The organism is Pseudomonas sp. FW300-N2F2 (assembly GCF_017351655.1).
GTDB classification, from domain to species: Bacteria; Pseudomonadota; Gammaproteobacteria; order Pseudomonadales; family Pseudomonadaceae; genus Aquipseudomonas; species Aquipseudomonas fluorescens_AA.
Genome location: NZ_JACNDQ010000004.1, coordinates 331,932 through 357,002, shown reverse-complemented (window position 1 = coordinate 357,002; position 25,071 = coordinate 331,932). Strand labels below are relative to the sequence as shown.

General features: G+C 63.3%; 18 protein-coding genes. 6 read left to right on the top strand and 12 right to left on the bottom strand.

Annotated features, from left to right (window positions below; all coding sequences use genetic code 11):
- Position 1 precedes the first annotated feature (1 nt).
- The 5 genes from exbD to J4E63_RS28155 all read left to right on the top strand — a co-directional run bounded on the left by exbD (position 2) and on the right by J4E63_RS28155 (position 5,837).
- Positions 2-430, top strand: coding sequence for a TonB system transport protein ExbD (gene exbD, locus J4E63_RS28175; protein ID WP_060740040.1), 429 nt, complete (start codon positions 2-4; stop codon positions 428-430).
- On the top strand, positions 427-1,185 hold the full coding sequence (locus J4E63_RS28170; RefSeq protein ID WP_207283963.1) for an energy transducer TonB: 759 nt from the start codon (positions 427-429) through the stop codon (positions 1,183-1,185). The genes exbD and J4E63_RS28170 overlap by 4 nt, the downstream gene beginning before the upstream one ends.
- 169 nt (positions 1,186-1,354) lie before the next feature.
- Entirely contained in the window at positions 1,355-2,275 is a 921-nt protein-coding gene (locus J4E63_RS28165; RefSeq protein WP_053126577.1) for a hydrogen peroxide-inducible genes activator, read from the top strand.
- Positions 2,276-2,284: 9 nt separating this feature from the next.
- Positions 2,285-4,360 (top strand): ATP-dependent DNA helicase RecG, encoded by a 2,076-nt coding sequence (gene recG / locus J4E63_RS28160; RefSeq protein ID WP_103309438.1) that lies wholly within the window; start codon positions 2,285-2,287, stop codon positions 4,358-4,360.
- A gap of 79 nt (positions 4,361-4,439) precedes the next feature.
- Positions 4,440-5,837, top strand: a complete 1,398-nt coding sequence (locus J4E63_RS28155; RefSeq protein WP_060740037.1) for an aminoacyl-tRNA deacylase and HDOD domain-containing protein — start codon at positions 4,440-4,442, stop codon at positions 5,835-5,837.
- A gap of 68 nt (positions 5,838-5,905) precedes the next feature.
- Here J4E63_RS28155 and J4E63_RS28150 read toward each other — a convergent pair whose 3' ends face one another.
- The 3 genes from J4E63_RS28150 to J4E63_RS28140 form a co-directional block, all read right to left on the bottom strand.
- Positions 5,906-7,213, bottom strand: coding sequence for a hypothetical protein (locus tag J4E63_RS28150; RefSeq protein WP_207283962.1), 1,308 nt, complete (start codon positions 7,211-7,213; stop codon positions 5,906-5,908).
- Positions 7,214-7,437: 224 nt separating this feature from the next.
- Positions 7,438-8,802 (bottom strand): delta-60 repeat domain-containing protein, encoded by a 1,365-nt coding sequence (locus tag J4E63_RS28145; RefSeq protein WP_207283961.1) that lies wholly within the window; start codon positions 8,800-8,802, stop codon positions 7,438-7,440.
- 142 nt (positions 8,803-8,944) lie between these two features.
- Positions 8,945-9,328: a hypothetical protein gene (locus tag J4E63_RS28140; RefSeq protein ID WP_060740034.1), complete on the bottom strand. Its 384-nt coding sequence runs from the start codon at positions 9,326-9,328 to the stop codon at positions 8,945-8,947.
- Between the two features lie 524 nt (positions 9,329-9,852).
- Between J4E63_RS28140 and J4E63_RS28135 the strand changes: the two genes are divergently transcribed.
- Positions 9,853-10,236 carry a DUF6124 family protein gene (locus tag J4E63_RS28135; protein ID WP_207283960.1) on the top strand — a complete coding sequence of 128 codons (384 nt, stop codon included), beginning with the start codon at positions 9,853-9,855 and terminating at the stop codon, positions 10,234-10,236.
- Positions 10,237-11,118: 882 nt separating this feature from the next.
- Here the strand turns inward: J4E63_RS28135 and tagQ are convergent.
- The 9 genes from tagQ to J4E63_RS28090 form a co-directional block, all read right to left on the bottom strand.
- Positions 11,119-12,060, bottom strand: a complete 942-nt coding sequence (gene tagQ, locus J4E63_RS28130) for a type VI secretion system-associated lipoprotein TagQ (protein ID WP_060740032.1) — start codon at positions 12,058-12,060, stop codon at positions 11,119-11,121.
- Positions 12,061-12,145: 85 nt separating this feature from the next.
- Positions 12,146-13,873 (bottom strand): SUMF1/EgtB/PvdO family nonheme iron enzyme, encoded by a 1,728-nt coding sequence (locus J4E63_RS28125; protein ID WP_207283959.1) that lies wholly within the window; start codon positions 13,871-13,873, stop codon positions 12,146-12,148.
- A complete protein-coding gene (locus J4E63_RS28120; protein WP_060740030.1) occupies positions 13,866-15,062 on the bottom strand; it encodes an ABC transporter permease in 1,197 nt (398 codons plus the stop codon). The genes J4E63_RS28125 and J4E63_RS28120 overlap by 8 nt, the downstream gene beginning before the upstream one ends.
- Positions 15,062-15,778, bottom strand: coding sequence for an ABC transporter ATP-binding protein (locus J4E63_RS28115; RefSeq protein WP_060740029.1), 717 nt, complete (start codon positions 15,776-15,778; stop codon positions 15,062-15,064). The genes J4E63_RS28120 and J4E63_RS28115 overlap by 1 nt, the downstream gene beginning before the upstream one ends.
- A complete protein-coding gene (locus J4E63_RS28110) occupies positions 15,778-18,882 on the bottom strand; it encodes a serine/threonine-protein kinase (RefSeq protein ID WP_310650720.1) in 3,105 nt (1,034 codons plus the stop codon). Before J4E63_RS28110 ends, J4E63_RS28115 begins: the two co-directional genes overlap by 1 nt.
- Entirely contained in the window at positions 18,879-19,610 is a 732-nt protein-coding gene (locus J4E63_RS28105; RefSeq protein WP_060740027.1) for a PP2C family serine/threonine-protein phosphatase, read from the bottom strand. The genes J4E63_RS28110 and J4E63_RS28105 overlap by 4 nt, the downstream gene beginning before the upstream one ends.
- On the bottom strand, positions 19,611-20,264 hold the full coding sequence (gene tagF, locus J4E63_RS28100) for a type VI secretion system-associated protein TagF (protein WP_207283958.1): 654 nt from the start codon (positions 20,262-20,264) through the stop codon (positions 19,611-19,613).
- Entirely contained in the window at positions 20,261-23,761 is a 3,501-nt protein-coding gene (gene tssM, locus J4E63_RS28095; protein WP_207283957.1) for a type VI secretion system membrane subunit TssM, read from the bottom strand. The genes tagF and tssM overlap by 4 nt, the downstream gene beginning before the upstream one ends.
- Entirely contained in the window at positions 23,758-25,071 is a 1,314-nt protein-coding gene (locus J4E63_RS28090; RefSeq protein ID WP_060740024.1) for a DotU family type VI secretion system protein, read from the bottom strand. Before J4E63_RS28090 ends, tssM begins: the two co-directional genes overlap by 4 nt.

Genomic DNA, 25,071 nt, shown 5'->3' with positions numbered 1-25,071 from the left:
CATGGGCCTGCATTTGAAAGAAGGCGCAGACGACGATCTGGCCGAGAACCACGAAATCAACGTCACGCCGTTCATCGACGTGATGCTGGTGCTGTTGATCATCTTCATGGTGGCCGCCCCGCTGGCCACCGTGGACATCAAGGTCGACCTGCCGGCGTCGACGGCAAAGCCTTCGCCGCGCCCGGAAAAACCGGTGTTCCTCAGCGTCAAGGCCGACCAACGCCTGTTCCTGGGTGAAGACGAGGTCAAGGCCGACACCCTCGGTGCGACCCTCGATGCCAAGACCCAGGGCAAGAAAGACACGACGATCTTCTTCCAGGCCGATAAAGGCGTGGACTACGGCGACCTGATGAGCGTGATGGATGCGCTGCGAAGCGCCGGCTACCTGAAGGTCGGCCTGGTCGGACTCGAGACGGCGCCCAAGAAATGATCACGACGCGCCAAAAGCTGACGCGTTACAGCGGTAGCCTGATGGTGGTATTGGGCGTGCATGCGCTCGCCATCGCCCTGGCGCTGAACTGGACCTCGCGCGCGCCCATCGAATTGCCGCCCCAGGCGATGATGGTCGAACTGGCGCCAGTGCCAGCCCCGCCACCGCCGGCACCGCCAAAAGTCGTCACACCGCCGCAACCGCCCGAGCCGGTCGAAGAGCTGCCGCTGCCCAAGCTTGCCGAGGCGCCGACGCCGGAAATCGCCGTGCCCAAGCCGGTCAAGCCCAAGCCCAAGCCTCAACCGCCCAAACCCAAGCCCGTGGTCGAGAAAAAGCCGGAGCCGCCGAAGGAACAGCCGTCGGAGCCGAAACCGAGCGACACTCAGCCGACCCAGGCACCGACCGAGAAGTCCGCGCAACCGGCGCCCGGCCCGTCACCTGCGCAAACGGCCGCCAAGGCCAATTGGCAGGGCACGCTGCTGGCGCACTTGGGCAAGTACAAGAAGTACCCGCCCAGGGCCCAGCAAATGAACAAGGAAGGCACCAACCGCTTGCGTTTCGTGGTGGATGCCGACGGCAACGTGCTGTCATTCGAATTGGTGGGCAGTTCCGGCACGGAGTTGCTGGACCGGGCCACCCTGGAAATGATCCGCCGCGCCCAACCGCTGCCCAAGCCACCGGCGGAGTTGCTGACCAACGGCACCATCGAACTGACGGCACCGTTTGTGTACTCCATCGACAAGCGTCGGCGCTGATCGCAAATTTGCAAGCCCCTGTAACAGGGGCTTTTTGTTTCTCCACATTCTTAAATAAATCCCTGACCACACAGACATTCGACAGTGTCACACTGCGCCCCCAGTCTGATAACGTGCGTCTATCGATTGCAGCCGGTATGCTTGGCTCGCAACTTCACGGACGCTCGCCATGACCCTCACAGAATTACGCTACATCGTGACCCTCGCCCAAGAGCAGCATTTCGGCCATGCGGCCGAGCGTTGCCACGTCAGCCAGCCGACGCTGTCGGTGGGCGTGAAAAAACTTGAAGACGAACTCGGTGTACTGATTTTCGAGCGCAGCAAAAGCGCCGTGCGCCTGACCCCGGTGGGTGAAGGCATCGTCGCCCAGGCACAGAAAGTCCTGGAGCAGGCCCAAGGCATTCGCGAACTGGCCCAGGCCGGCAAGAACCAACTGACCGCCCCGCTGAAAGTCGGCGCGATCTACACCGTCGGCCCATACCTGTTCCCCCACCTGATTCCACAACTGCACCGGGTCGCCCCGCAGATGCCGTTGTACATCGAAGAAAACTTCACCCACGTGCTGCGCGACAAGCTGCGCAACGGCGAGCTGGACGCGATCATCATCGCCCTGCCGTTCAACGAAGCCGACGTCCTTACCCTGCCGCTCTACGACGAACCCTTCTACGTCCTGATGCCGGCAGAGCACCCCTGGACCCAGAAAAAAACCATCGACGCGGCCCTGCTCAACGACAAGAGCCTGCTGCTGCTCGGCGAAGGCCATTGCTTCCGCGACCAGGTGCTCGAAGCCTGCCCGACCCTGACCAAGGGCAGCGAAGGGGCCAAGCACACCACGGTGGAATCCAGCTCCCTGGAAACCATTCGCCACATGGTCGCATCCGGCCTGGGCATCTCGATCCTGCCGCTGTCGGCAGTGGACAGCCATCATTACTCCCCCGGGGTGATCGAAGTCCGCCCGCTGACGCCGCCCGTGCCGTTCCGTACCGTCGCCATCGCCTGGCGCGCCAGTTTCCCGCGGCCCAAGGCCATCGAAATCCTCGCCGACTCGATCCGCCTGTGCTCCGTGGCCAAGCCGCCCGCTGGCAAGTAAGCCGCGGTCATGACTGAGCTGTCGAAGGTGCCGGTCACGACACTCAAGGGTGTCGGTGAAGCCATGGCCGAGAAACTGGCCAAGGTCGGCCTGGAAAACCTCCAGGACCTGCTGTTCCACCTGCCGTTGCGCTATCAGGACCGCACCCGCGTGGTGCCCATCGGCCATCTGCGCCCGGGACAGGATGCGGTGATCGAAGGCACCGTCAGCGGCGCCGACGTGGTCATGGGCCGTCGCCGCAGCCTGGTGGTGCGCCTGCAGGACGGCACCGGCGGGCTCAGCCTGCGCTTCTATCACTTCAGCAATGCGCAAAAGGAAGGCCTCAAGCGTGGCACCCGCGTGCGCTGCTACGGTGAGGCGCGGCCCGGGGCGTCGGGACTGGAAATCTACCACCCGGAATACCGCAGCATTACCGGCGACGAACCGCCGCCCGTGGATGAAACCCTGACCCCGGTCTATCCGCTCACCGAAGGCCTGACCCAGCAACGCCTGCGCCAGCTCTGCCAGCAAACCCTGACGTTGCTCGGCCCCAGCAGCCTGCCCGACTGGCTACCCACGGAACTGGCCCGGGATTACCACTTGGCGCCGCTGGCCGACGCGATCCGCTACCTGCATCATCCGCCCGCCGACGCCGACGTGGACGAACTCGCCCTCGGCCATCACTGGGCCCAGCATCGTCTGGCGTTCGAAGAGCTGCTGACCCATCAACTGTCCCAGCAACGCCTGCGCGAAAGCCTGCGCTCCCTGCGCGCCCCGGCCATGCCCAAGGCCAGGGATCTGCCGACCCGCTACCTGGCCAACCTCGGCTTCACCCCCACAGGCGCCCAGCAACGAGTTGGCAACGAAATCGCCTACGACCTGAGCCAGCCCGAGCCAATGCTGCGGCTGATCCAGGGCGATGTCGGCGCCGGCAAGACCGTGGTCGCCGCCCTCGCCGCGCTGCAGGCCTTGGAGGCGGGTTATCAGGTGGCGCTGATGGCGCCCACCGAGATCCTTGCCGAACAACACTTCATCACCTTCCAGCGCTGGCTCGAACCGCTGGGCATCGAAGTCGCCTGGCTGGCCGGCAAGCTCAAGGGCAAGAACCGCGCCGCCGCCCTGGCGCAGATCGCCGAGGGCGCACCGATGGTGGTCGGCACCCATGCGCTGTTCCAGGACGAAGTGCAGTTCAAGAACCTGGCCCTGGTGATCATCGACGAACAGCACCGCTTCGGCGTGCAACAACGCCTGGCCCTGCGGCAGAAAGGCGTCGGTGGGCGGATGTGCCCTCATCAATTGATCATGACCGCCACGCCGATCCCACGGACCCTGGCGATGAGCGCCTACGCCGACCTCGACACCTCGATCCTCGACGAACTGCCTCCCGGCCGCACGCCGGTCAATACCGTGTTGGTCACCGATACCCGACGGGTGGAAGTGATCGAACGCGTGCGCAGCGCCTGTGCCGAGGGTCGGCAGGCCTATTGGGTGTGTACGCTGATCGAAGAGTCGGAAGAACTGACCTGCCAGGCGGCCGAAACCACCTTCGAGGACCTCACCGCCGCCCTCGGCGAGTTGAAGGTCGGGTTGATCCACGGCCGCATGAAGCCCGCCGAGAAAGCCGCGGTGATGGCTGAATTCAAGGCCGGCGCCCTGCAACTGCTGGTCGCCACCACCGTGATCGAGGTGGGCGTCGACGTGCCCAATGCCAGCCTGATGATCATCGAAAACCCCGAGCGCCTGGGCCTGGCGCAATTGCACCAGCTGCGCGGCCGGGTGGGCCGGGGCAGCGCCGCCAGCCATTGCGTCTTGCTCTATCACCCGCCGCTGTCGCAGATCGGCCGCCAACGGCTGGGGATCATGCGCGAAACCAACGACGGTTTCGTCATCGCCGAAAAAGACCTCGAATTGCGCGGCCCCGGTGAAATGCTCGGCACACGCCAGACAGGTCTGCTTCAATTCAAGGTAGCCGACCTGATGCGCGACGCCGATCTGCTCCCCGCCGTACGCGACGCCGCCCAGGCCCTGCTGGAACGCTGGCCCGACCACGTCAGCCCGCTGCTGGATCGCTGGCTGCGTCATGGGCAGCAATACGGCCAAGTGTGAGCACGCGCTCAGTTTTCCAGACCCGCGTGCAGGACAAGCTGGTTATACTGACCAACTTGTAGGAAAACGGATACAGACCATGACAGAAGCTGCCCTCGTCCCCGAAGCCCCGCACGCTCCGTCTGTTATTCGGCTGTTGCTCGAGAAATTGGGCATCGGCTATGACGAAGTACTCGAACGACCCGGTCTGAACCCCGCACGCAAAGTGCAGGCGGTGTTGCTGCACGATGCCGTTGGCGCGCTCATGGTGCTGTTTCCGCAAAGCCAGCTATTGGACCTCAACCGCCTGGCCGAACTCACCGGCCGCAAGCTCACGGCGGTGCCGACCGAACGCCTGGAGCGCATGCTTGGCAAACACAGCCTGAGCCTGCTGCCCGGGCTGCCGGCGCTGACCAGCTCACCGTGCCTGTACGAAGAAAGCCTGCTGCGCGAACCGAAGCTGCTGATCAACTCCGGCGAGCCGGGGCTGCTGCTGGAAGTGACCAGCGAAGCGTTCAAGACCATGCTCACCAAGGCCAGCGCCGCGACGTTCGGCGAAGCCGTGAGCAACATCACCCCCAACCTGGACCGCCCCCACGACGACCGCGCGGAAATCACCCAGGCTGTGCAGGCGTTCACCGCCCGGCGTATCCAGCAACGGCTGGAAGAAACCATCGAGATCCCGCCGCTGGCTGAAACCGCGCAAAAAATCATCAAGCTGCGGGTCGACCCCGACGCCACCATCGACGACATCACCGGCGTGGTGGAAACCGACCCGGCCCTGGCCGCGCAAGTGGTGAGCTGGGCCGCCTCACCCTACTACGCGTCGCCGGGCAAGATTCGCTCAGTGGAAGACGCCATCGTGCGGGTACTGGGCTTCGACCTGGTGATCAACCTGGCACTGGGCCTGGCCCTGGGCAAGACCCTGAGCCTGCCCAAGGACCACCCGCAACACACCACGCCGTACTGGCACCAGTCGATCTACACCGCCGCCGTCATCGAAGGCCTGACCCGCGCCATGCCGCGCGCGCAACGTCCCGAGGGTGGCCTGACCTACCTGTCCGGCCTGCTGCACAACTTCGGCTACCTGCTGCTGGCCCACGTGTTCCCACCGCACTTCTCGCTGATCTGCCGGCACCTGGAGGTCAACCCGCACCTGTGCCACAGCTACGTGGAGCAGCACCTGCTGGGCATCAGCCGCGAGCAGATTGGCGCCTGGCTGATGCGCTACTGGGACATGCCCGACGAACTGGCCACCGCCCTGCGCTTCCAGCACGACCCCAACTACGACGGTGAATACGCCGCCTACCCGAACCTGGTGTGCCTGGCCGTGCGCCTGCTGCGCGCCCGCAGCATCGGCTCCGGCCCGGACGAAGACATCCCGGATGCCCTGCTCGAACGCGTGGGCCTGACCCGGGAAAAGGCCAACGACGTGGTCAGCAAGGTGCTTGAAGCAGAAGTGCTGCTTCGGGAACTGGCCTCGCAGTTTCACAGCTGAGCACCGCTCTCATTGGGTTTTGCCACCCAGTGAGAGCGGCTTCGCTCGCAACGGACACCGCAGGCGGTTTAGCCCAAGTAACGTAGAATCCAGTCTTGTCTGGAACTACCGAAAACTCGAAAGCCACTGATCACGATCCGTTCATCCGCCATGACAACCATATCTTCCGGTACGTTCGCCCCATCGATCCCCTCATAAACAACATAGCCTACGCCATCGTTGAATTGCGGGTCTAAAGAGCCATCAGGACGGTATCGCGCTGTCAGCACTCCATTACGAGAAGTATCGAGATGCCCCACGGCGCCTGTAACAACTATCGCGCCATCAGGTCGCCAATCGCATTTTGTCCAAGTAAGATTCCTGGCATACAACGTGGCAAACAAGGGAGCTCCATTATTAAAAGCGGAATCGTAGGATCCTTGCTCATTCAAAACAACAAGCACTCCTTTTGTGCCATCACTCTCTACAGATTCACCGACAACAAGGATTTTCTCAAAACCCGCACTTCTGCCTATCGCTATTGAAAAAAATCTTGCCGTGTTGGCGAGGGGGATTACGATGGGACGGTTGTTATTGAAATCTGGATCCACCCGCCCCTCACTGTCGAAACGTACAACATAAAGCCCATACTGTATTTCATCACCATAATGACCGCAGACCAGCACTTTTGTATCCGACTGAACGGTGACACCTGAAGCAGTAGTCCATCTGTACTCGACGCCAGGGAGTTCAACAATTGAAGTGCGTCTGTCGAAAGTGTCATCCAACGAACCATCTACGTTCAAACGAATAGCAATGGCTCTGATACCTTGCGTAAGATAAGTTTGATCTACCAATACAATCTTGCCGTTTGCGTCCTCAATCGCAGAATATCTCCAGTTTCCCTCCGCCTTGCCTGAATAACTTTCACCTTCTGAACCCTGCTCGCTCTGTTGCTTGCGCCCCCAAATAGGCAGACGGACGACACCATTATTTCCAAACTCGCTATTGAACTCGCCATTCTCACGCAACTTTATGATAATGGTGCCGAAATCATCGTCATTAGCAAATCGGCCACCTATAATCGATCCGCCGTCAGACAATGAATTAATACCCAGTAAATTGGGGTGCATCCCTCTCTCTGGCAATTCAATATAACCCGTTCCCGAATTGCCAAATGTGCTGTCGAGTGTTCCATCCTCGTTCAAACGCAAGACCACCATAGGAGCCCCCACTCCCAGTAACGGCATGACTGCAAGCAATTTGCCGCTAGGAAGTGCCAATATACCGGGTGCTCCGGCCGCGGAAACTTCTGGTATGGGAAGATGCAACACGCCCCCTTCCCCAAAGGATGGGTCGAGGGTGCCCGCCTTAAGACCGCCTGCAGGATGAGTCATGATTTTGTGCTCCATCGGTGCATGGGGAATCCAACAACGATGTTGAGTAGACACCTCAACCCGCGATCACACACCTGTCAGAGATGACAGTTCTGATTGCCCGTACAGACAACGTGCTGAGCTGACCGGCCATTGCAGACACTGAATGGCTCAAGCGCCAGGAGATGAGGGTGCCTTTACGCCAAGGGCAGAGCGTGCCCCCTCGCCCCCAATCCCATGGTTACTCAAGCCAGATAGCGAAGGATCCAGCTTCCAATAATCCGGGACCAAACCGGGCCGGGTAGCCGCGCAAAACCGCCAACGACGATCCGTCCGTCTGGCATTAGCGCCATATCCTCGACCGTCTCGTACTGTCCTTCTTCGTCAAAAAGCACAAAACCAACGCCGTTGAAGGTCAGGTCCGGCGAACCATCAGAACGGAACCGTGCGGTGAGCGCTGACACGCCCTCTTCCACAACCCCTCTGCCGGTACTGCCCCCGACAAGAATGGAACCGTCTGCCTGCCATGCGCAGCGATACCAGTCATGCCCCTGATCCACCCACTTAGAGAACAGCGGCTGCCCGCTATTGAACGCAAAATCGAAGAATCCATCGCGACTCAACACGAACATCAGCCCGTGCCTGTATTGGTCGCGCCAAACATCCCCGACAACAACAATCGCGTCGTCGCTTTCTCTCAGCGCCATCGCATTCGCATTCATGAAAGTGGGATTCGCAACGGTCACAACGCCGACGCCGCCATTGAAACTGGTATCGAGACGCCCCGTTACATCCAGACGTATCACATAGATACCGTTGGAATCCGGAGTGTCTTGGGAAGAATACTCCCCGCAAACCAACACCTGGCCATCTGCCTGAAGGACAACACTTCTGATACTGGTAGGTGTACGGGGAATGCCGGGGAGTTCGATAACCACGAATCCACTCCCGTTAAACGTGTCGTCAGTAGACCCATCCGGGTTAAGACGAAGCACCGCCCACTGCCCTGGTGACGTGCCGAACTCTACCCAACTGGGCAGAACGATCTTCCCATCCGACTGCACAACCGCAGAGACGCCCTGATTGCCTGAAGATCGCGCAGCCCCTGCGGAGGGTTCTCGCTCCCGCCGACTGAAAGTCGCCGGGCCATCTTCCCTATCTTCAGCCCTTGGCTCATTGCGATACGGAAGCAAGCGCACACCGCCCTCGCCAAAGAGCGTATTCAGCCGTCCATCCTCGAGGAATCGCACGACATAAGCACCGCTCTGATCGAACGATGAAAATTGACCGATCACCAACCATCCACTATCGCTCAGGCCGCAGAGTTGGTAGACCTCCAAGTCTGTATTTTTGATGGAGAACTCCACCAAGCCCGTCCCGGCGCCACCAAACGCCATATCGAGCGATCCATCCTCATTCACTTTCGCCAGTCTGATAGGGGCGGGGTCTCCCGGTAAAAGCACGGTGATCAGCAGTTTGTTTTCAGCCAGCGGCAGGATGGCTAGCGTGCGATAGCCTGTTAAATCGGGAGTCGGCAGTGTCAGTACCCCCTCTTCGGCAAAGGTCGGGTCGAGCGTGCCAGCCTGAACGGCGCTTGGTGCCTGGGCCATGATCGTCACTCCATCAAGGTGTATGAAACCACGCGGGTTTCATCACAATGGAGCACCCAAACACCGATCCACACACCTGTCAGAGCTGACAGTCACCATGATCCCTGACGGCCAAATCAATGGCCTTTCAGGCCAAACCCGATCAAGCCTTCGGCTTGGCCTTCTTCGGCTTCAGATACTTGGTCAGCCCCTGGAACCAGATCACCAGCGCCGGGTTGCCCTTGATCTGGATCGACTTGTCCTGGATCCCTGTCATGAACGCCAACTGCTTGTTCTTGGCCTGCATCGTGGCGAAGCCATAGGCGGCGTCCTTGAAGGCGATGGCGAACGCAGGCTCCGGGTAAGTACCGGACTGGCTGGTGATGCGCTGGTTTTTCACGGTGAAATGCCGGGCGACCTTGCCGTCCAGGGTTTGCAGCTGAAACACCAATTCCTTGTCACCCAACTGCTGCTGGAACGCCGGATTGGTCCGGCTGGCCTTGCCCATCAACAACCCCAGCATCCACAGCAGAAAACGAAATTTCATGGGCACAGCCTCGTGAGAAAAGATCAATGGCTGGCAGTTTAGCGATTCTTCGGCACAACGCCATCATCGGATCGCTTTGTCGGAAGATAAGCTGGTTTTCGCGAAAGATGACTGCCAAGTCACAAAACCTGAAATCAAAAGATCGCGGCCTTCGGCAGCTCCTACATCGGTTTCTGTAGGAGCTGCCGAAGGCTGCGATCTTTTGATCCCTTTCCCCTGCCAAACCCTCGGACATTTCCTTCAACACGCCGGGCTGTTCGTGAACTAGGCAGGGCTCTGGGGCACCGCTAACCTTTGTTCGTCATCGCAAAAAACGGTGACACGGACGTGCAAGTCCGGATTGGTACGCAATTGGTCATGGCTATTGACCGAGCATTTTTTTATGCTCGCGTCCGTTATGGCGATTGTGCGTGGGAGACCTTCGGGTCTGCCGGGGGTACCAGCCGGTCTTGCACACCTACGCACAGTTGCCACCTCTTCGAATGCAAGCGAAAGGATGTCGACCCCAACTCTGGTACATAGATATGTTCAAGGTCACTCCAAATCCGCCACAAAGCGGCCACAAATCCCGCGTCGAAGCGCAGGAAGAAAAAAAGCTCGAGGACGCCGCCACCCGCGCCCTCGACTACTACCTCAACCCCAAACCCTCTGCCCCACCCGAAATCGATAAAAGCCAGCTCTTCATCGTTGCTCCCCACATCGACACCGAAACCCTGCTCGCCAACGCCTCCGAAGACCTGCTGTCCATCAGCACCATCGCCGCCGACCTGGCTGACGACGTGGATGACTCACGCCGCTGCATCGCCCTGGCAATCAGCCGCATGGCCGATGGGGTGCAGTTGTTGGTCGAGCGGGCGTTGGATCATCTGGAAACCAAGGAGATGGCGGCGCCTGATGCCAAGGGATAGCGCTTGCATTGATGCAGGCTGAGCCGACGCCATCGCGAGCAGGCTCGCTCCCACAATTGGATCGGGTACAACCGCAAGAGATAGGCCGGCTACTAGGCCGCCTTCGCGGGCAAGCCCGCTCCCACAATTGGATCGGGTACAACCGCAAGAGATAGGCCGGCTACTAGGCCGCCTTCGCGAGCAAGCTCGCTCCCACAATTGGATCGGGGTACAACCGCAAGAGATAGGCCGGCTACTAGGCCGCCTTCGCGAGCAAGCTTTGCTCCCACAATTGGATCGGGGGATGGCCAAAGAGCCAGGTCGGCTATAAGGCCGCCTCGGCGGGCTTTTGATCTGGGGCCCCGTTGACCACGCTGGCCGAACGCAGGTATTGCGCAGTGGGCATCCCGGCATGGATGCCGGGATAGCCGCGCTGGGCCATGGATGGCCCTTCGCGGCGGCCCACGGAGCAATGCCGGAGTGAGGGCACACCGAGCCTAGGCGAGGTGCCGAGTGGTGGGGCAAAGACCTTTTGGTTACTTTTGGGGCGTTTGCCAAAAGTGACCCGCTGTAAGAGCGGAACCGCCAGCCGCCGTTACCGCAGAAATGGATATGTACTCAATCAGACCGCCATCGCGAGCAAGCTCGGCTCCCACAGTTTGATCGGAGTACAGCCGGAAGAGACAGGCCGGCTGTAAGGCCGCCTTCGCGGGCAAGCCCGCTCCCACAGGGGATTGGAGGTGTCGCAGATATCACCGGCAACATAAAACAACTGTGGGAGCGAGCTTGCTCGCGATGGCGGCGGGTCAGTCGACATGGATGCCAACTGAACGGACGCTATCGCGAGCAGACTCGCTCCCACAGGTTTTGGCTGCTGACCAAAGATCAGCAGCCCTCACTCAATCAAACATTCGGGCAAGGCACCGGTGCCCAGTCGCCCAGGTCCGGGTTTTTGCACATGCTGTTGACCTGAGTGGTACCGGCACTGGCAACCTGCTTGCTTTCATCCTGCTTGACCTTGGCGGTCTGCAGGGTTTTCTCGGTGGTCACCGCTTCTTTCGGCACGGTCGGCAGGTCTTTCTTCTTCGCCGGCTGCACTTTCTTGATTTTCTTGTTGTTGGTGGTCTGAGCCACGACCGCCGGGGTATCAGCAGTGGCCACAGTCACCACGTCAGTACGCTGCACACCCACCTGCTGCAGGTCTTTCTCGTAGGCCTGGGTGTAGTTGTTCAGGTCTTCCGAGGCTTTGCCGTTGACCGCGACGATCAGGTCATTCGACTCTTTCAGGCCGGAAACGATTTCCGCCAGGCGCTTGCGGCCTTCGGTGTCGTTGACGGTCTTGGCCTTGCGGTCGGCAACCAGTTTGCTGAACGCATTCTGGTAGCACTGCTGCGAAGTCTTGGCGTAAGCGGTGCTGCGGTCGATGTCGGAGACGCTTTTGTTGACGTCGGCAGCGTAGGAGGCGATGCGCTGGTTGTCATCGGCGATCTGCTTCTGGCGCTCGGTGTAGTAACCGGCTGCGCCACCGGCCAATGCACCGCCCGCGGCACCGATGGCGGCGTTGCGGCCACGGTCTTCCTTGTCGGCGGTCAGGGCGCCCAGCAGTGCACCACCGACGGCGCCGACAGCGGCACCGGTGACGACCGACTTGGTCATGTTGCCTTCGGTGGAGCGCAGGTGCTGCACCGGCTCGTAGCAGTTCGGGTAGTACTCGACCTTGGTGCTCGAGGCGACCTTGGAGGTCGGCGACGTGGCGCAGCCGGTCAGTACGGTGCTGAAGCCGACAGCGACCATCAGCAAGTGACGCTTGGAAACCGAAGCAAATGGTTTACGGGAGAAAAGCATAGTTGTGTTCTCGTTTAAGTGTTGACCAGCTCAGCACGGCGCTATCGCCGCCTGAGTCCCTTCCAAGCTCGCTGACAACGAACACTCAAGACCGCTGAGCGTTCGATGCGAGCAATTCCTTCAATATCGCCGCCGGGTCGGCTCGTTTTTGCTGACGATAATCCCCGACATGACGAACGAATAACGTTGCACGCGCCACCAGGCTCTTGCCCAGTACCGGTTTGCGCTCCAACTCTTCCTTGATGCGCTGGAACTGCGCCTGGATCACGGCATCGGTGTAGCGCGTGCCGGTGGCCAGGTTGTCGATGTAGATCGCCACCGCGCCATCCAGTGCGCTGCGGCCGTTGTCGATGGCCGTGGCAAACAGCGTGGCGCTGGCCTCATCCTTGGCATCCAGCGCGGCCTGCCGGCTGTTCTGCAGATTGGTCAGGCGAATGTTGTAGTTGTTGACGGTCTCGGCCACCAGGGCCGACGACTGGATCAGGTTGCCCGCCGCTTCCTCGCGCTGCTGGGCGATGAGCGAGACGTTGCGCTTGAGCTCTTCGTTGACCAGGCCCAGTTCGGCTTGCAGCTGCGGATCGACGCTGGCGGCGATGATGCTGTCCAGGCGTTTGGTCGGGTCGTCGGCGTCATCGATGGCGTCGGTCAGGGACGCGAGCCGCCCTTCTTTCTGCCATTGGGCGAACAATTCCTTGTAGCGCGAACGCGGCGCCGACAACGCCCCGACGGCCACGCGAAAACCGGTGGTTTCGTTGCTTTGCTCGGTGCCGTCGGCGGCGAACAACGGGTATTCGCGGCGCATGCCGGTGAACAGCGTGCCCTCGCCTTCCAGGTAGTTGCCGCCCTTGACTACAAAGCCGCCATAAGCGCCCTGGCGGCGACCGGCGTGCACCAACTGGAAGGATTCCTGGACCATCTCGGCCGCGTTGCCCACCACATCGAACAGGCCGATAGGGTTCGGCAACTTGGTGCCGATGGGCATCAGCCGCGCCGCCTGACCGGTGCCACCGGCGACCTGGTTGAACACCGCCCAATCGGCCAGCGGCCCGTCGCTTTCACTGCCCTCCAGGCGCCGGGGAAACAGGCGCCCTTCCAGGTCCTGGCGGCTGACGGCTTGACCGCCACGGGCGGCGAATTCCCATTCGACTTCCGTCGGCAAGCGCACGAAACCCAACCCGCCGTCTTCGGCGGAGGTGCCGCGACCGCTCACCGGCAGCAGGTCCTTGTGGTATTTCATCAGCCAGGCGCTGTACACCGCCGAGAAGCGCTCGGCCTCGAACTTCGACAGTTTCACCTTGGGCAAACGCCCCGCCACCCCTTGGGGCAAATCGGCTTGCAGGGTTTCGCAGGCCGGCGCCGCTTCGCCGCTGGCCAGCGATTGCGCCTGGGCCATGACCTGGGCGTATTGGCGGGCCGTGACCTCGTACTTGCCGATGAAGTACAGCATCGGCTTGAGCGGCGTCTTGGCATCGGTCTTGGGCATCAACGGCGTGATGGTCTTATTCCAGTCCTTGGGCAAGTCCTTGAGGGTAAACTGGCCGTTGATGAAGTCGCGCCGGTAGCCGGAAATGAACGACTGTTGATAGCCCGCCTCGCCTTCGCTGAACGGGTAACCGAGGCTGATCTCGCGGTCGTCCAGGGTGCCCTGGGCGAGGATGTAGACGTAGCGGAACACCATCTGGCCTTCGCACGGCAGCGGCAGGCTGACGTCGTCGGGCAATGGCTTGGGGTTGTCCAGTTTGTCCGTGCTTTCATCTGCCCAGACCAAACCGGCCAGGCTCAGCGCCACGGCGGCGCCCAATAACTTATACATCGCGAATTCCTTCACACGCCTGGATGCGCGCCACCCGCCAGCCACCACAAGCCGCCGCGACGGCACTGACGCCGAGCACGGCCACCAGGGCCAAAGTGTAGTGACGCACCAACAGATGGCTGGCGTATTCGCCGGGCATCTGTGCAAATAAATAATTCAGGCCCGACTGCGCCAGGCCATACAGGCCGGCACTCAGCAGGGCCGCGAACGTGGCGCTGTAGAGCGCCTGCAACACCACGAACAGCAACAGCGCCGCGGTGGAAACCCCCAACAGGCGCAACACCGACAGCTCCCGACGCTTACGCTCGACCGCCGCCAGGGCGCCGGCAAAGATCGCCGCGAACGCGCCGGCCAAGGCCAACCCGGCGATGATCCAGAACACGATCGACAGATTGCGGCTCAGCGATTGCACTTGTGCGATGGTCTGGGCCTGGGTCGAGACCAGCAGGTTCTGCCCGGCGAAATACTGACGCAGCGGCTCGACGTCGCCGAGGCTGCGGGCATACAAACGAAACGCCGGGTAGACCCGTTGCCCGGCCACACTCACCGCATCGCCCGGCCAGCCGAACGCGGGCACGGCACGGCCGTCTCGGTAATCCTCGGCGGCCTCCAGCAAGGCCAGCGGTGCAAACAGGCCGTCCCGGGCGAAGGCTTCCAAGGGCAGCACGTGCAATACCTGAACGCGGGTGCGCTGCGCCTCGCTGCGACCGGCCACCTGCCGGCCGAAACTGGCCTGCACCCAATCGCCAGCCTTGGCGCCGAGCTTTTCAGCGGCGGTCTGGCTGAGCACCACTTGATCCAAGCCTTGAGGCACCGGCAAATGCTCGAACAAGGGATCGTTGGCCGCAGTGGGGATCATCTCGACCGTGACGGCCGAAGCATCGCTGCTCAGATCCGCCGTGGCGGCGATCTGGCGGGTGCGCGGCAAGGCAAAGGCCACGTCGCCGCGCTGGCTCAACTGCTCGATGAATTCGGCACTGAAGCGACCGCCGCCCAAGGGGATGATTTCCCGGGTGGCCGGGTCGTTCTGCAAGCGCTCGGTCAGGCTGCTGACCAGGCCGAACTTCAGGCCGAACAACACCAGCAACGGCGCCACCACAGCCACCAGAGCAAGCACCGAGCAGGCCGACAGCCAGGCATCGTTGCGGTAATCCTGCCAGGCCAGGGAAGCCACCAGCGCGCCTCGCATCAGCAAGCCTCCCCGAGGGTGGCGGTGACACCGCCGTCGGCATCGCGACGGCAACTGATGCGTCGCACCTGCAAACCGCTGGCGCGAGCCAACGCCTCGTCGTGGGTGGCGACCACACAGCACACGCCATGTTCGCGAGCCTGGGCCACCAGCAAGTGCATGACGCGCTCGGCGTTCAGCGGGTCGAGGGCGGCGGTCGGCTCATCGGCCAGCAGCAGGCGCGGCCCATGGGCCAACGCCCGGGCACAGCTGACCCGCTGGCGCTGGCCGACGGATAAGTCCGCCGGTTTCTTGTCCAGTTGATCGGCGATGTCCAACTGCCCAGCCAGGCGCGTCACGCTTGCGTCATCCTTCAAGCCCAGCAATTTGCGCGACAACGCGATGTTGCCGCGCACATCCAGGAAGCCCAACAGGCCGCCGGTTTGCAGAACATAACCCAGGTAACGACTGCGCAGCTCGGCCAAGGTGCCCTGTTGCGACGCACGCCACAATTTGGCGATGTCCAGCGGCGTGTCGGCGGGCGTGAAGTCGAACTGTCCGGCCTGATCCGGTGCCAACACCAGCGCCAGCAGGTCCAGCAACGTACTCTTGCCGCAACCGCTGGGGCCGACCACCGCCAGTTGTTCACCGCCGCGCAATTGCAGCCGTGGAATCACCAGGCTGTAGCGCTGGCTGCCGGCGCCCCGGCTTTTGTGCACTGCGTTGAGGGTCAGCATCACGGCAGCGTCGACAACGGAACGCGGTACAAGGCATCACCCGGCTCGGCGTCGCCGAAGCGCACCCAGTTGGCGAGGTCGTTGTGGAAGGTTTCGTAGAGGCGGATTTTCGAATCCAGCTCGTCGATGAAATCTTCCTGCTCGGCCACGCTCAAGGACAGCCACAAGTCCTGGGTCATGTTCAGCGACTTGCTGCGGTACGGCAGCCCTTCCAGGTACTCGCCCAGAATGCCGCCGTCGGCCAGGTTGCCGCCCTTGCGCAGGGCCGACGGGTCGCGGCTCATGTAGGCACTGGCGCTGGCGATTTCCTGGAAGAAATCCTTGGGCGAGCTCTGGGTCTTGCGGGCCGCGTCGACAATCAGCTTCAGCGACTGCTGCAGGTCGTTGAGTTGCAGCTTGGTCAGCATCACGCAGACCTGGAACGCCGGCAGCGCCGGGTTGGTCAGGTCGCGGTCGGCGGTCCAGGCGCTGACCAGTTGCGGCGCCTGGCTGGCGGATTTGCGCCCCAGGAAATCCATGTGCATCGCGTAGCCGACCGCGGCCGACTTGTCGGCCAGGCTCGGCGCGGCACTGAGCAGCGGCACGCTTTGCGCCTTGTTGCTGCGCACCTGATGCACCAGGTCGGCGAACACCGAACCGATCTCGTCGACCCGCTCGCCGAACTTGCGCACGTCGGCGCCCGGCACCGGAATGTACAGGTCGCCGATCTGCGGGTTGGCGTCGGCGGTCAGGGTGCGGTACTGGCTCTGGGCGCCGGCATGGGTTTTCTTGCCCGCGTCGCTGAGCAGGTGCAAGGCGTAGATCTTGATCTGCTTGCCCAGCGCCGCCTGGCGCACTTCGGCCTCGTTCATTTGCGTGGCGGCAAATGGATCGTTCTTGCGCAGGGCACCGGCGTCAGTGACCAACAGGATCAAGCGCCCACCGTAACCGGACCAGTCCATGCCTTCGACGGCTTCCATGACCCCGGCGAACGCATCTTCGTTGAACGAATGGCTCGACACCGTGGACGCCTTGACCTGCCGCGCCAGCTCCATGAAGCGTTGCGGGTCGCGCCCCTGTTCGAGGGTGATCAGGGTCTTGGCGACGTATTCCAGGCCCGGGGTTTTCTTGATGCTGCTGCGGAAACCCACCATGCCGAAGCTGACGCTGTCCAACTCGCCGCGCTCGGCGATGCGGGTTTGCAGTTCGTGGACCACGTCGCGCACCTGGTCGATGTAGGGCTGCATCGACACGGTGGTGTCCACCACCAGCACCACGGCGGTGCGGAACGCGTCGGCGTTGGCGGTGGTGATCGGCGTGTTGCCCGCCGCCTTGGGGGTGTTGCCAGGGTCGATGGACGCCACGTTCAGCAACTGCACCGGCTGGCCGTTTTCATCGAGGCTTTCGCGGGAATCGAAGATCGGCAACAGATAGAACTGGCTCTGCGGCACCGCGCTGGCGGCCGGCTCAAGGGCCAGCACTTGCTGGTCGTCCTGCGGGCTCTGCTGGGCCTTGAGCAACACGTTCTTGGCGGCCGAGGGGTTAGCCAGGAGCTTTTCCACTTCGCCAGGCTGACGCAGGAACATCACTGGCGCACGACCGGAACGTTCGGTGAATTTGAGCACCAGGCTTTGCTTCCAGTCGCTGACCTGGGCGGCAGGCAACCAGCCGTCGCTGCGCCCGTCGGTGGCCGCGCCGACCCGTACCCAGGCGCTGCCATCGAGGTCTTTGCGCTGATACACGTACAACACCGAAAACGCCGGCAGTGCCTTGCCCGGTGCGGCACCCGGCGCCTCGGCGAGTTTCGCCCCCGGCTTGCTGAGCACACGCTGGAACAGGGTTTTCTTGCCGGCCATCAACAGCGGACGCTGGCCACCGTCGGCATCGGTCGCCACGGGGGGCTGGGCCGGCGGGGCGACGGGTGGCTTGACCGCCGGCACGTCCGGGGCCTTCGGCGGCTTCACTTCCGGTGGCTTGACCGAGGTGGTCGTGGCCACCGGCGTCTTCACTTCTTTGCCGTCGTCACCGGCCAACCACCAATAACCCGCGCCACCCAACGCCAGCGCCACGGCGACCGCAACGGCAGCCAGGGCGAACACCGGGCCCTTGCGTTGCTCCGACACCGAGGATTGAGCCGTCGGTTTTATCGGCGGCGGAACGGGCTTGGACTGTGGCTTCGACTGTGACTGCGGTGGTGAATAAGCCGGGCCGCTGGGAATGTCGATGGACATGGGCGTCAAGCCCGCCAAGTCATCCACCGCAGGCGACGTGGTCGGCAGTTGCAACGACAACGGCCGGATCAGCGTCGCTTCCGACGATTCCTCAGGCAGGTTATCCAGCGCCCGCAGCAATGCCGCCGCGTCCGGGAAACGCTCCGCCGGGTCCTTCGCCAACAGTTTGCGCAACACGTCCTGATAACGGCCGTGGTGCACCGGCAACTCCGGCAAAGGTTCGGTCAGGTGCGCCAGGGCCGTGGACAGTGCGTCGTTGCCGGTATACGGCAGTTTGCCGACGAGAATTTCGTAGAGCACCACGCCCAGGGCGTACAGGTCGGCGCGACCGTCGATGTCTTGCCCACGGGCCTGTTCCGGGCTCATGTAGCTGGGCGTACCGACGGCAAAGCCGGCCTGGGTGAACTGGGTGCGGTCGTCCAGGGACTTGGCGATGCCGAAGTCCGAGAGCACCGCCGTGCCATCGGCGCGGAACAGGATGTTGGCCGGTTTGACGTCGCGGTGGACCAGGCCCAAGCCGTGGGCATACCCCAGGGCCGAGGCGATCTGGCGGATGTAGGTCAGGCCTTGCTCCGGCGTCAGGCCCGCGGCGATGCGTTCCTTGAGCGTGCCGTTGGGCAGGTACTCCATCGCCATGTAATACAGCTCACCGACGTTGCCGATGTCATGGATGGTGACGGTGTGCGGGTGCGACAGGCGCGCCAGGGTCTTGCCTTCGCGCAAAAACCGCTCGCAGAACGTCGGGTCGGCGGCCAGGGCTGCCGCCATCACTTTCAACGCCACCTTGCGCTCCAGCGAACGCTGGGTCGCCAGGTACACGCTGGCCATCGCGCCTTCGCCGATCGGCCCTTCGATGTCGTAGCCGGGGATGACAATGTTCAGGGTCAAGCTCATGACGGCACCTTCACGACCACCACGGTGATGTTGTCCGGCGCGCCGCGCATCAGGCCCAGGGACACCAGGCTGCTGGCGATTTCGCCGGGCTCGTCGTGGCTCAGTACTTCGCGGATCTCCTCATCCTCGACGGTCTTGGTCAGGCCGTCGCTGCACAACAGGTAGCTGTCGCCAGGCACCAGCAGCAATTCGGTCAGCGCCAGGTTCAGTTGCGCCTCGACGCCAATGGCCCGGGTGACGATGTTCGCCCGCGGGTGCACCCGCGCCTCGGCTTCGCTGAGCAGGCCGCTGTCCTGCAGATCCTGGACGTAGCTGTGGTCCCGGGAGATGCCTTCGAGCACGCCGTCGCGCAGGCGATACAGGCGGCTGTCACCGGCCCACAGGCACATGCCCCGCAGGTCACGGACGGCCAGGACCACCACGGTGCTGCCCATCATGGTCACGCCACGGTTGGCGGTTTCTTCCCGCACGGCGGCGTTGACCCGTAGCAGGTCGCTTTGCAGCGCCGCGACGTATTCGTCCAGCGAACGCCCCACGGCGATGCCGCGCAGGCTGTCGACGATCAGGCTGCTGACGTAATCGCCCGCCGCGTGCCCGCCCATGCCGTCGGCCACCACCCAGAGGCCGTTTTCCGGCAGGTCCAGGCAGGCGTCTTCGTTGACCTGGCGGACCATCCCGACATGGCTCTTGCTTGCAGACTTGATTGCTTTTCCGGCACTTGGACGCATCTACACAACACCTTCTTGGCCGAGCAAAAATTGCGCAAAATCAGCGGCTGCCGGCAATCCCTGGCAGCGCATCAAACCCGGGGCAATGCGCTCCGATCCCTGGCCCCACCACAGGCTCACGCCTTCACAGGCCGACTCGGCCAAGGCGCTCATGCGCCGCTGCGGGTCGGTGGCATCGAAGCGATGCAGGCTGGCGAAACGGCTGCTCGAGGTGCGCGGCAGGTACATCGGGCTACCGAGGGTTTCCAACTGTTCGTTGAACGCCTCGAAACTGGCCTCCACGCTCAACGTGCTCAGCAACAGGTTCTCGACCCGCTCAAACCACTCGTCCGCACCGCCCACCACGGACGCCGGGTCCGCGTCGGGCTCCAGCAGCACCGCGACGGTCAGCGGGAAATAACGGCCGACCCGGTCGATGCTCGGCATCACCACCCCGACGGCAGCGTCCGGGCCACACACACCCGGCGCGAGCATGAAGCGCCACAGCGGGCTGACCAGATAAGCATCCAGCCAGCGCTCGCCGAGGCTGCTCTGGCTGGCGAGCAGACCCGCCGCCAACCACGAATCCCACGGGCCGATAAACCCCTGGGGCAAACCCCGGCTGACGAAATCGCCGCGGCTGGCCAACTTTCCGTAGAAGCCCGGCGTACTCATAGCCGCTCCGGCAGGCTGAAGCCGCTGAGCACCCGGCTCTTGAACGGGTTGAAGGCGCTGTTGGCCCGCAACTCGTAAGAGGCACTGGCACCATCGACCCGCAGCCGCAGGTTGAAGCGATCCGGCGAGTTGCCGGCGGTCAGGTCCGATTGTTCCAGCAAGCGGAACCAGGCCCACGGCCCGTCCAGGGTGATGCCGGAACGACCGCTGGACGACGGCGGCATGATGGAGATCCGCACCACGCCGATGCTGCCCGGGTTCGGCCACTGCATGGCGGTCGGGCGGCTCGGGCCGTGGTCATAGCTCAACTGTTGGCCGTCGAGGTCGAGCAGGAATTGGGTGATGGTCGAGTCCATCGCCACCGGCTTGAGTTCGAAGCGCACCATCGGCTGGGTGCCGCCGGAGCGGAAGAACGCATCGCGGATGGTCGCCGCGCGCTGGAAGGTCTGCAGCACGCCGGGGGCGATGCCGAGCTTCTGCGCCGCGCCCGGCTGCCAGCGCCAGGTCGGCGTCGAGGTGTCGACGTAGGGTTGCAGGTACTTGCGGAAGTAGTTGTCCATCACCCCGCCAACGCCGAAGAACTGGCCGAAATCGTCCAGGGTCGCGTCCCGCGCACTGCCCGGCGACATCGGATAGCGCCCGGCCAGGGACTGGCGATAGATGTTCACCACTTCGCTGGTCCAGGCGGCGTTCAGTTGGTTGCGCACCCCGCCCATCATGCTGTTGGTGGTGGAGTTGACCACCGACTTGACCAGCCCTTGCACCAGCGGCGGCTGGCGTTCGGCGTTGAGGCTGACGCGAGTGGCGGCGGCCGTGGCCTGGTTCTTGGCTTCGCCAAGCAAGGCGTCGCCGCTGGCCCCGACCATGGCGCTGACCTGCACGTACAGAGCGTTCATGTCGGCCAACAGACCGTCGATGGCCGCCGGCTCGCCTTCGCTTTTGCTGACGATGCTGTTGAGCTCGGCGAAGTGCGCGGTGATCGGGTCATCGCTCGTCGCCGGCGCGTTTGGCGTCGCCTGCTCCTGGCCGAGCAAGCTGCCCAGGCGTTCCTTGAGCTTGTCCACGCCGCCTTCCACCGGCGCACCTTGGGCGGCCAGCAGGCGTTCATCCTGTTGCAGGTCGGTTTCCTTCGCCACCGCCACCAGCAGTTTTTTCAGCGGCGAGGTCGGGCCGGAAATCACCCGCAGCACATCGGCCGCCTGGGCCACGCTGGTGATCGGTACAAAGTCGATGTCGGCGAGCAAGGCGTCCCATTGGCGCAGGTAGTCCTGGAAGTACAAGCGACGCACATCGGCAGCCAGGCTGGCGACGTTCTGCTGATCGGCTTGTTCGTGGCCCAGCACCCACTGCTCTTCGGCCAGGGTGCCGGTCTGGCTCAGGCTGGTGAGCAAGAAGCCCTGGCGGTAGCCCTTGACGGTGAAGAACCCGCTCAGTGGTTCGCCCAGCGGCTTGCCGCTCTTGCGGCTGAACACCAGCGCCGCGTCACGCCCGGCGGCTTCGTTGATGCGGAAGTCCGGGATGCCTTCGGGCAGTTTCTGGCGCTTGATCCGGTCATAGACCCGCTGGGCCACCGGCAATTGCTGCAACTGGCGGCGCAGGTCTTCGACCAGGCGCTGGTCCAGGCGCGCGAGGGGCGGACGCCGCTCGAACAACGCCTGCAAATGCGCGGCCAGGGCCTGGCGCTGCTCGGCCGGCAAGTCCCGCGGCAGGCTGCGGTCCCAATCCAGGGCGATCCAGGCCTTGATGAAGTCGGCATCGTAATGCTCGGTGTCGGCGAGCATCAGGTAGGCCTTCAGGCCTTCGTAGAGGAAATCCGAATTGCCGCCGCTGTGCAGTTGCTCTTCGATGCGCGTCAGCAGGCGTGGCGCAAACACTGCGATTAGCAGCTTGCGGTAGACGCTGCCGGACTCGGCTTCGAGCATGTCACCCTGGTACAGGCCCAGGCCTTCGGCCCAGCTCGGGGCGTCGTCGGCCAGGTGTTTCACGGCGTTGAGCAAGGGCAACACCGCGAGCACATCCCGTTGCGCCGGGCTGAGGTTCTGCACGGTCTGGCCCAGCGGCGCGACCTTTTGATCGACCTGGGCGATGTAGGCTTGGTTGGCACGGTAGCTGACCCACCACAACGTGCTGACCACCAGCACCAGCACCACGGTGGAGGCCAGAACGCCGCGGGCGATCCACTTGCGCCGACGCTCGACTTTCGGGTCGACGCCCACCAGCCCGCGCTCGGCGAAGGCCACGGCGGTGAAGAGTTTTTCGATGAAGTAGCTGCGCCCGGTGCCGGTCTGGCGCGCCAGGTGTTGACGGTCCAGGTTCATGCTCTGGGCCATGGAGCCGATCAGGCGGTCGATCGGGCTGCCTTCCTGGGTGCCGCTGGTGAAATACACACCGCGCAGCAACACGCGCTCTTCGAAGGCGTTGGGTTTGAACACGCCTTCGAGGAAGCTTTGCAGGCAATCTTTCAGCGCGCCGAACTGCTGCGGGAAGCCGTAGATCAGGTCGCGCCGCGCCGGGTCGCGCTCTTGTTGCAGGCGCTCCACCAGGCGGTCGTTGAGGCGTTGCTCAAGGCCGGTGAATTCACTTTGCAGGTGCGCCAGCGGGCTGTCGTTGCTCTTGCCATCGTCCAGGGCGAAGGTCATGCCCCAGACCTGGGCGCGCTCTTCCTTGCTCAGGGTATCGAAATACTCCATGAACCCGGGCACCAGGTCGAGCTTGGTCAGCATCAGGTAGATCGGGAAGCGCACGCCCAGCTGGGTGTACAGCTCCTGGATCCGCAAGCGAATCGCCGCGGCATGGGCGGCGCGCTCGGCGTCGCTGCCCAGCAGCAGGTCGGACAGGCTGATGGCGATGAACGCACCGTCAATCGGGCGGCGGGCCCGTTGCTTTTTCAACAGCCCCAGGAAGCCCAGCCAGGCGGCCTTGTCGATGGTCGCGTCGCTGTCCTGGGTGGTGTAGCGGCCGGCGGTGTCGAGCAGGACGGCCTGGTCGGTGAACCACCAATCGCAATTGCGCGTACCGCCGACACCGCGCACGGCACCGGCGCCCAGTTGCGCGGCCAGTGGGAAATGCAGCCCGGAGTTGACCAGCGCGGTGGTCTTGCCCGACCCCGGCGGGCCGATGATCACGTACCACGGCAGCTCGTAGAGGTTGCGACGCTCGTCACCGCCCAGCTTGGCTTTCTTGAGCAGGGCCAAGGCTTCGTCCATGCGCTGGCGCAGGGTTTCGAGCTCTTCGGCGGTGGCGATGCTGGTGGGGTCGGGCGGGGTTTGCGCGGCCAGGCTGCGCATCACTTCGGCGGCCTGACGGCGCGCCTGGATGATGCGGAACACCCGGTAGGCGATCCACACCGCGAACACCAGAATGATCAAGGCCCAGCGGCGGCCTTCAGGCACCAGCCAATCGAGCAGCGGGCCGACGAACCAGATGATCAGGCTCAGGGCGATCAGCCCCAGCAATGGGATGACCCAGCGGGTCATAAAACTGAAAAACGCCTTCACTCGACCCCCTCCGCCAATACTGTGATTTCAACCCGACGATTGCGCGCACGCCCCTCTGGGGTGGCGTTGGACGCCAACGGCTCGGTGTCGCTGCGGCCTTCGGCGCTGAAGCGCTCGGGCTGGCCGGTCTTGGCCGAAAGGATTTGCAGCACCGATTGGGCCCGCGCTTCGGACAACGCCCAGTTGGACGGGAACCGCAGGGTGGCGATCGGCCGATTGTCGCTGTGGCCGGTGACCAGGACCTGGCCCTTGACCTTGCGCACCGCATCGGCGATGCGCAGCATCAGCGGCTGGAAATCGTCCTTGATGCTGGCGCTGCCCGAGGCGAACAGTTCGTCGCCGCGGATGGTCACCACCGAGCGGTCGACGGCGTCTTCCACGGCAATCCGGTTGGCCCGGATTTCATCGGCCAAAAAGCCTGCCAGACGTGGGCGCTCGACCACTTTGGGCTGCACCACGGGGCGGTCGATGGTCTGCACCGGGATTTCGCCCAGGAAGTGAATGTTCTTGAACACCGGCTCGGCATCGGAGGCCAGTTTCATCCGCAGGCCGAACAGCAGCGCCAGCAGCAAGGCCGCGCCGATGGCCACGGCGATCCACGGCGGCATGAATTGCGCCAGTCGATCACGGGCCACGGTGACACCGCGCCAGTGCGGCGACAGCTCGCGCTCGTAGTCGCCCCGGGCGCTGCGGATTACCGCGCTGGTGCGCTCACGCAACGCTTCCAGTTGGCTGCGACCGTCGTTCATCACCCGGTAGCGCCCCTCGAAACCCAGGCACATGCACAGGTACAACAGCTCCAGCAGATACAGGCGCTCGCGGGGGCTTTGCAGGCAATGCTCCAGCAACTGGAACACCTTCTCGCCGCCCCAGGCTTCGTTGTGCACGGTGATCAACAGGCTTTGCTTGCCCCAGTCACTGGTGCCGCCCCACGGCGTGCTCAATACCGCTTCGTCCAGCGCGGTGCACAAGGCGTAGCGGGCCAGCAACACATCGTTGCGCACCACACCGGCGGCCTCGGCGCGCTCTTCGAACTGGCGCAGATAGGCCAGCAGTTGTGCGCGCAAACTGGCCGGCGCCGGGTGGGCGATGGTATTGCGCAGGCGCGTCAGCAGGGCCAACAGCGGGCCGGCGGCGCTTTCCAACGGGTTGAGGCCCTCGGCCTTGCCGGTCAGGACCGGCGCGGCCGGCATCGACAGCGGCGCCGGCTGTGGACGAGCCGGGTCCGGACGGCCAGGGTCCGGGCGGAATGGATCGGCGCCACGGCCACCGGGCGTCGGCATGAATTGGGTACGATCGTCGTTGCTCAT

Coding starts and splice junctions, on each gene's coding strand:
- exbD (WP_060740040.1), top strand. CDS start 2: ATGGGCCTGCATTTGAAAGAAGGCGCAGACGACGATCTGGCCGAGAAC.
- J4E63_RS28170 (WP_207283963.1), top strand. CDS start 427: ATGATCACGACGCGCCAAAAGCTGACGCGTTACAGCGGTAGCCTGATG.
- J4E63_RS28165 (WP_053126577.1), top strand. CDS start 1,355: ATGACCCTCACAGAATTACGCTACATCGTGACCCTCGCCCAAGAGCAG.
- recG (WP_103309438.1), top strand. CDS start 2,285: ATGACTGAGCTGTCGAAGGTGCCGGTCACGACACTCAAGGGTGTCGGT.
- J4E63_RS28155 (WP_060740037.1), top strand. CDS start 4,440: ATGACAGAAGCTGCCCTCGTCCCCGAAGCCCCGCACGCTCCGTCTGTT.
- J4E63_RS28150 (WP_207283962.1), bottom strand. CDS start 7,213: ATGACTCATCCTGCAGGCGGTCTTAAGGCGGGCACCCTCGACCCATCC.
- J4E63_RS28145 (WP_207283961.1), bottom strand. CDS start 8,802: ATGGCCCAGGCACCAAGCGCCGTTCAGGCTGGCACGCTCGACCCGACC.
- J4E63_RS28140 (WP_060740034.1), bottom strand. CDS start 9,328: ATGAAATTTCGTTTTCTGCTGTGGATGCTGGGGTTGTTGATGGGCAAG.
- J4E63_RS28135 (WP_207283960.1), top strand. CDS start 9,853: ATGTTCAAGGTCACTCCAAATCCGCCACAAAGCGGCCACAAATCCCGC.
- tagQ (WP_060740032.1), bottom strand. CDS start 12,060: ATGCTTTTCTCCCGTAAACCATTTGCTTCGGTTTCCAAGCGTCACTTG.
- J4E63_RS28125 (WP_207283959.1), bottom strand. CDS start 13,873: ATGTATAAGTTATTGGGCGCCGCCGTGGCGCTGAGCCTGGCCGGTTTG.
- J4E63_RS28120 (WP_060740030.1), bottom strand. CDS start 15,062: ATGCGAGGCGCGCTGGTGGCTTCCCTGGCCTGGCAGGATTACCGCAAC.
- J4E63_RS28115 (WP_060740029.1), bottom strand. CDS start 15,778: ATGCTGACCCTCAACGCAGTGCACAAAAGCCGGGGCGCCGGCAGCCAG.
- J4E63_RS28110 (WP_310650720.1), bottom strand. CDS start 18,882: ATGAGCTTGACCCTGAACATTGTCATCCCCGGCTACGACATCGAAGGG.
- J4E63_RS28105 (WP_060740027.1), bottom strand. CDS start 19,610: ATGCGTCCAAGTGCCGGAAAAGCAATCAAGTCTGCAAGCAAGAGCCAT.
- tagF (WP_207283958.1), bottom strand. CDS start 20,264: ATGAGTACGCCGGGCTTCTACGGAAAGTTGGCCAGCCGCGGCGATTTC.
- J4E63_RS28090 (WP_060740024.1), bottom strand. CDS start 25,071: ATGAGCAACGACGATCGTACCCAATTCATGCCGACGCCCGGTGGCCGT.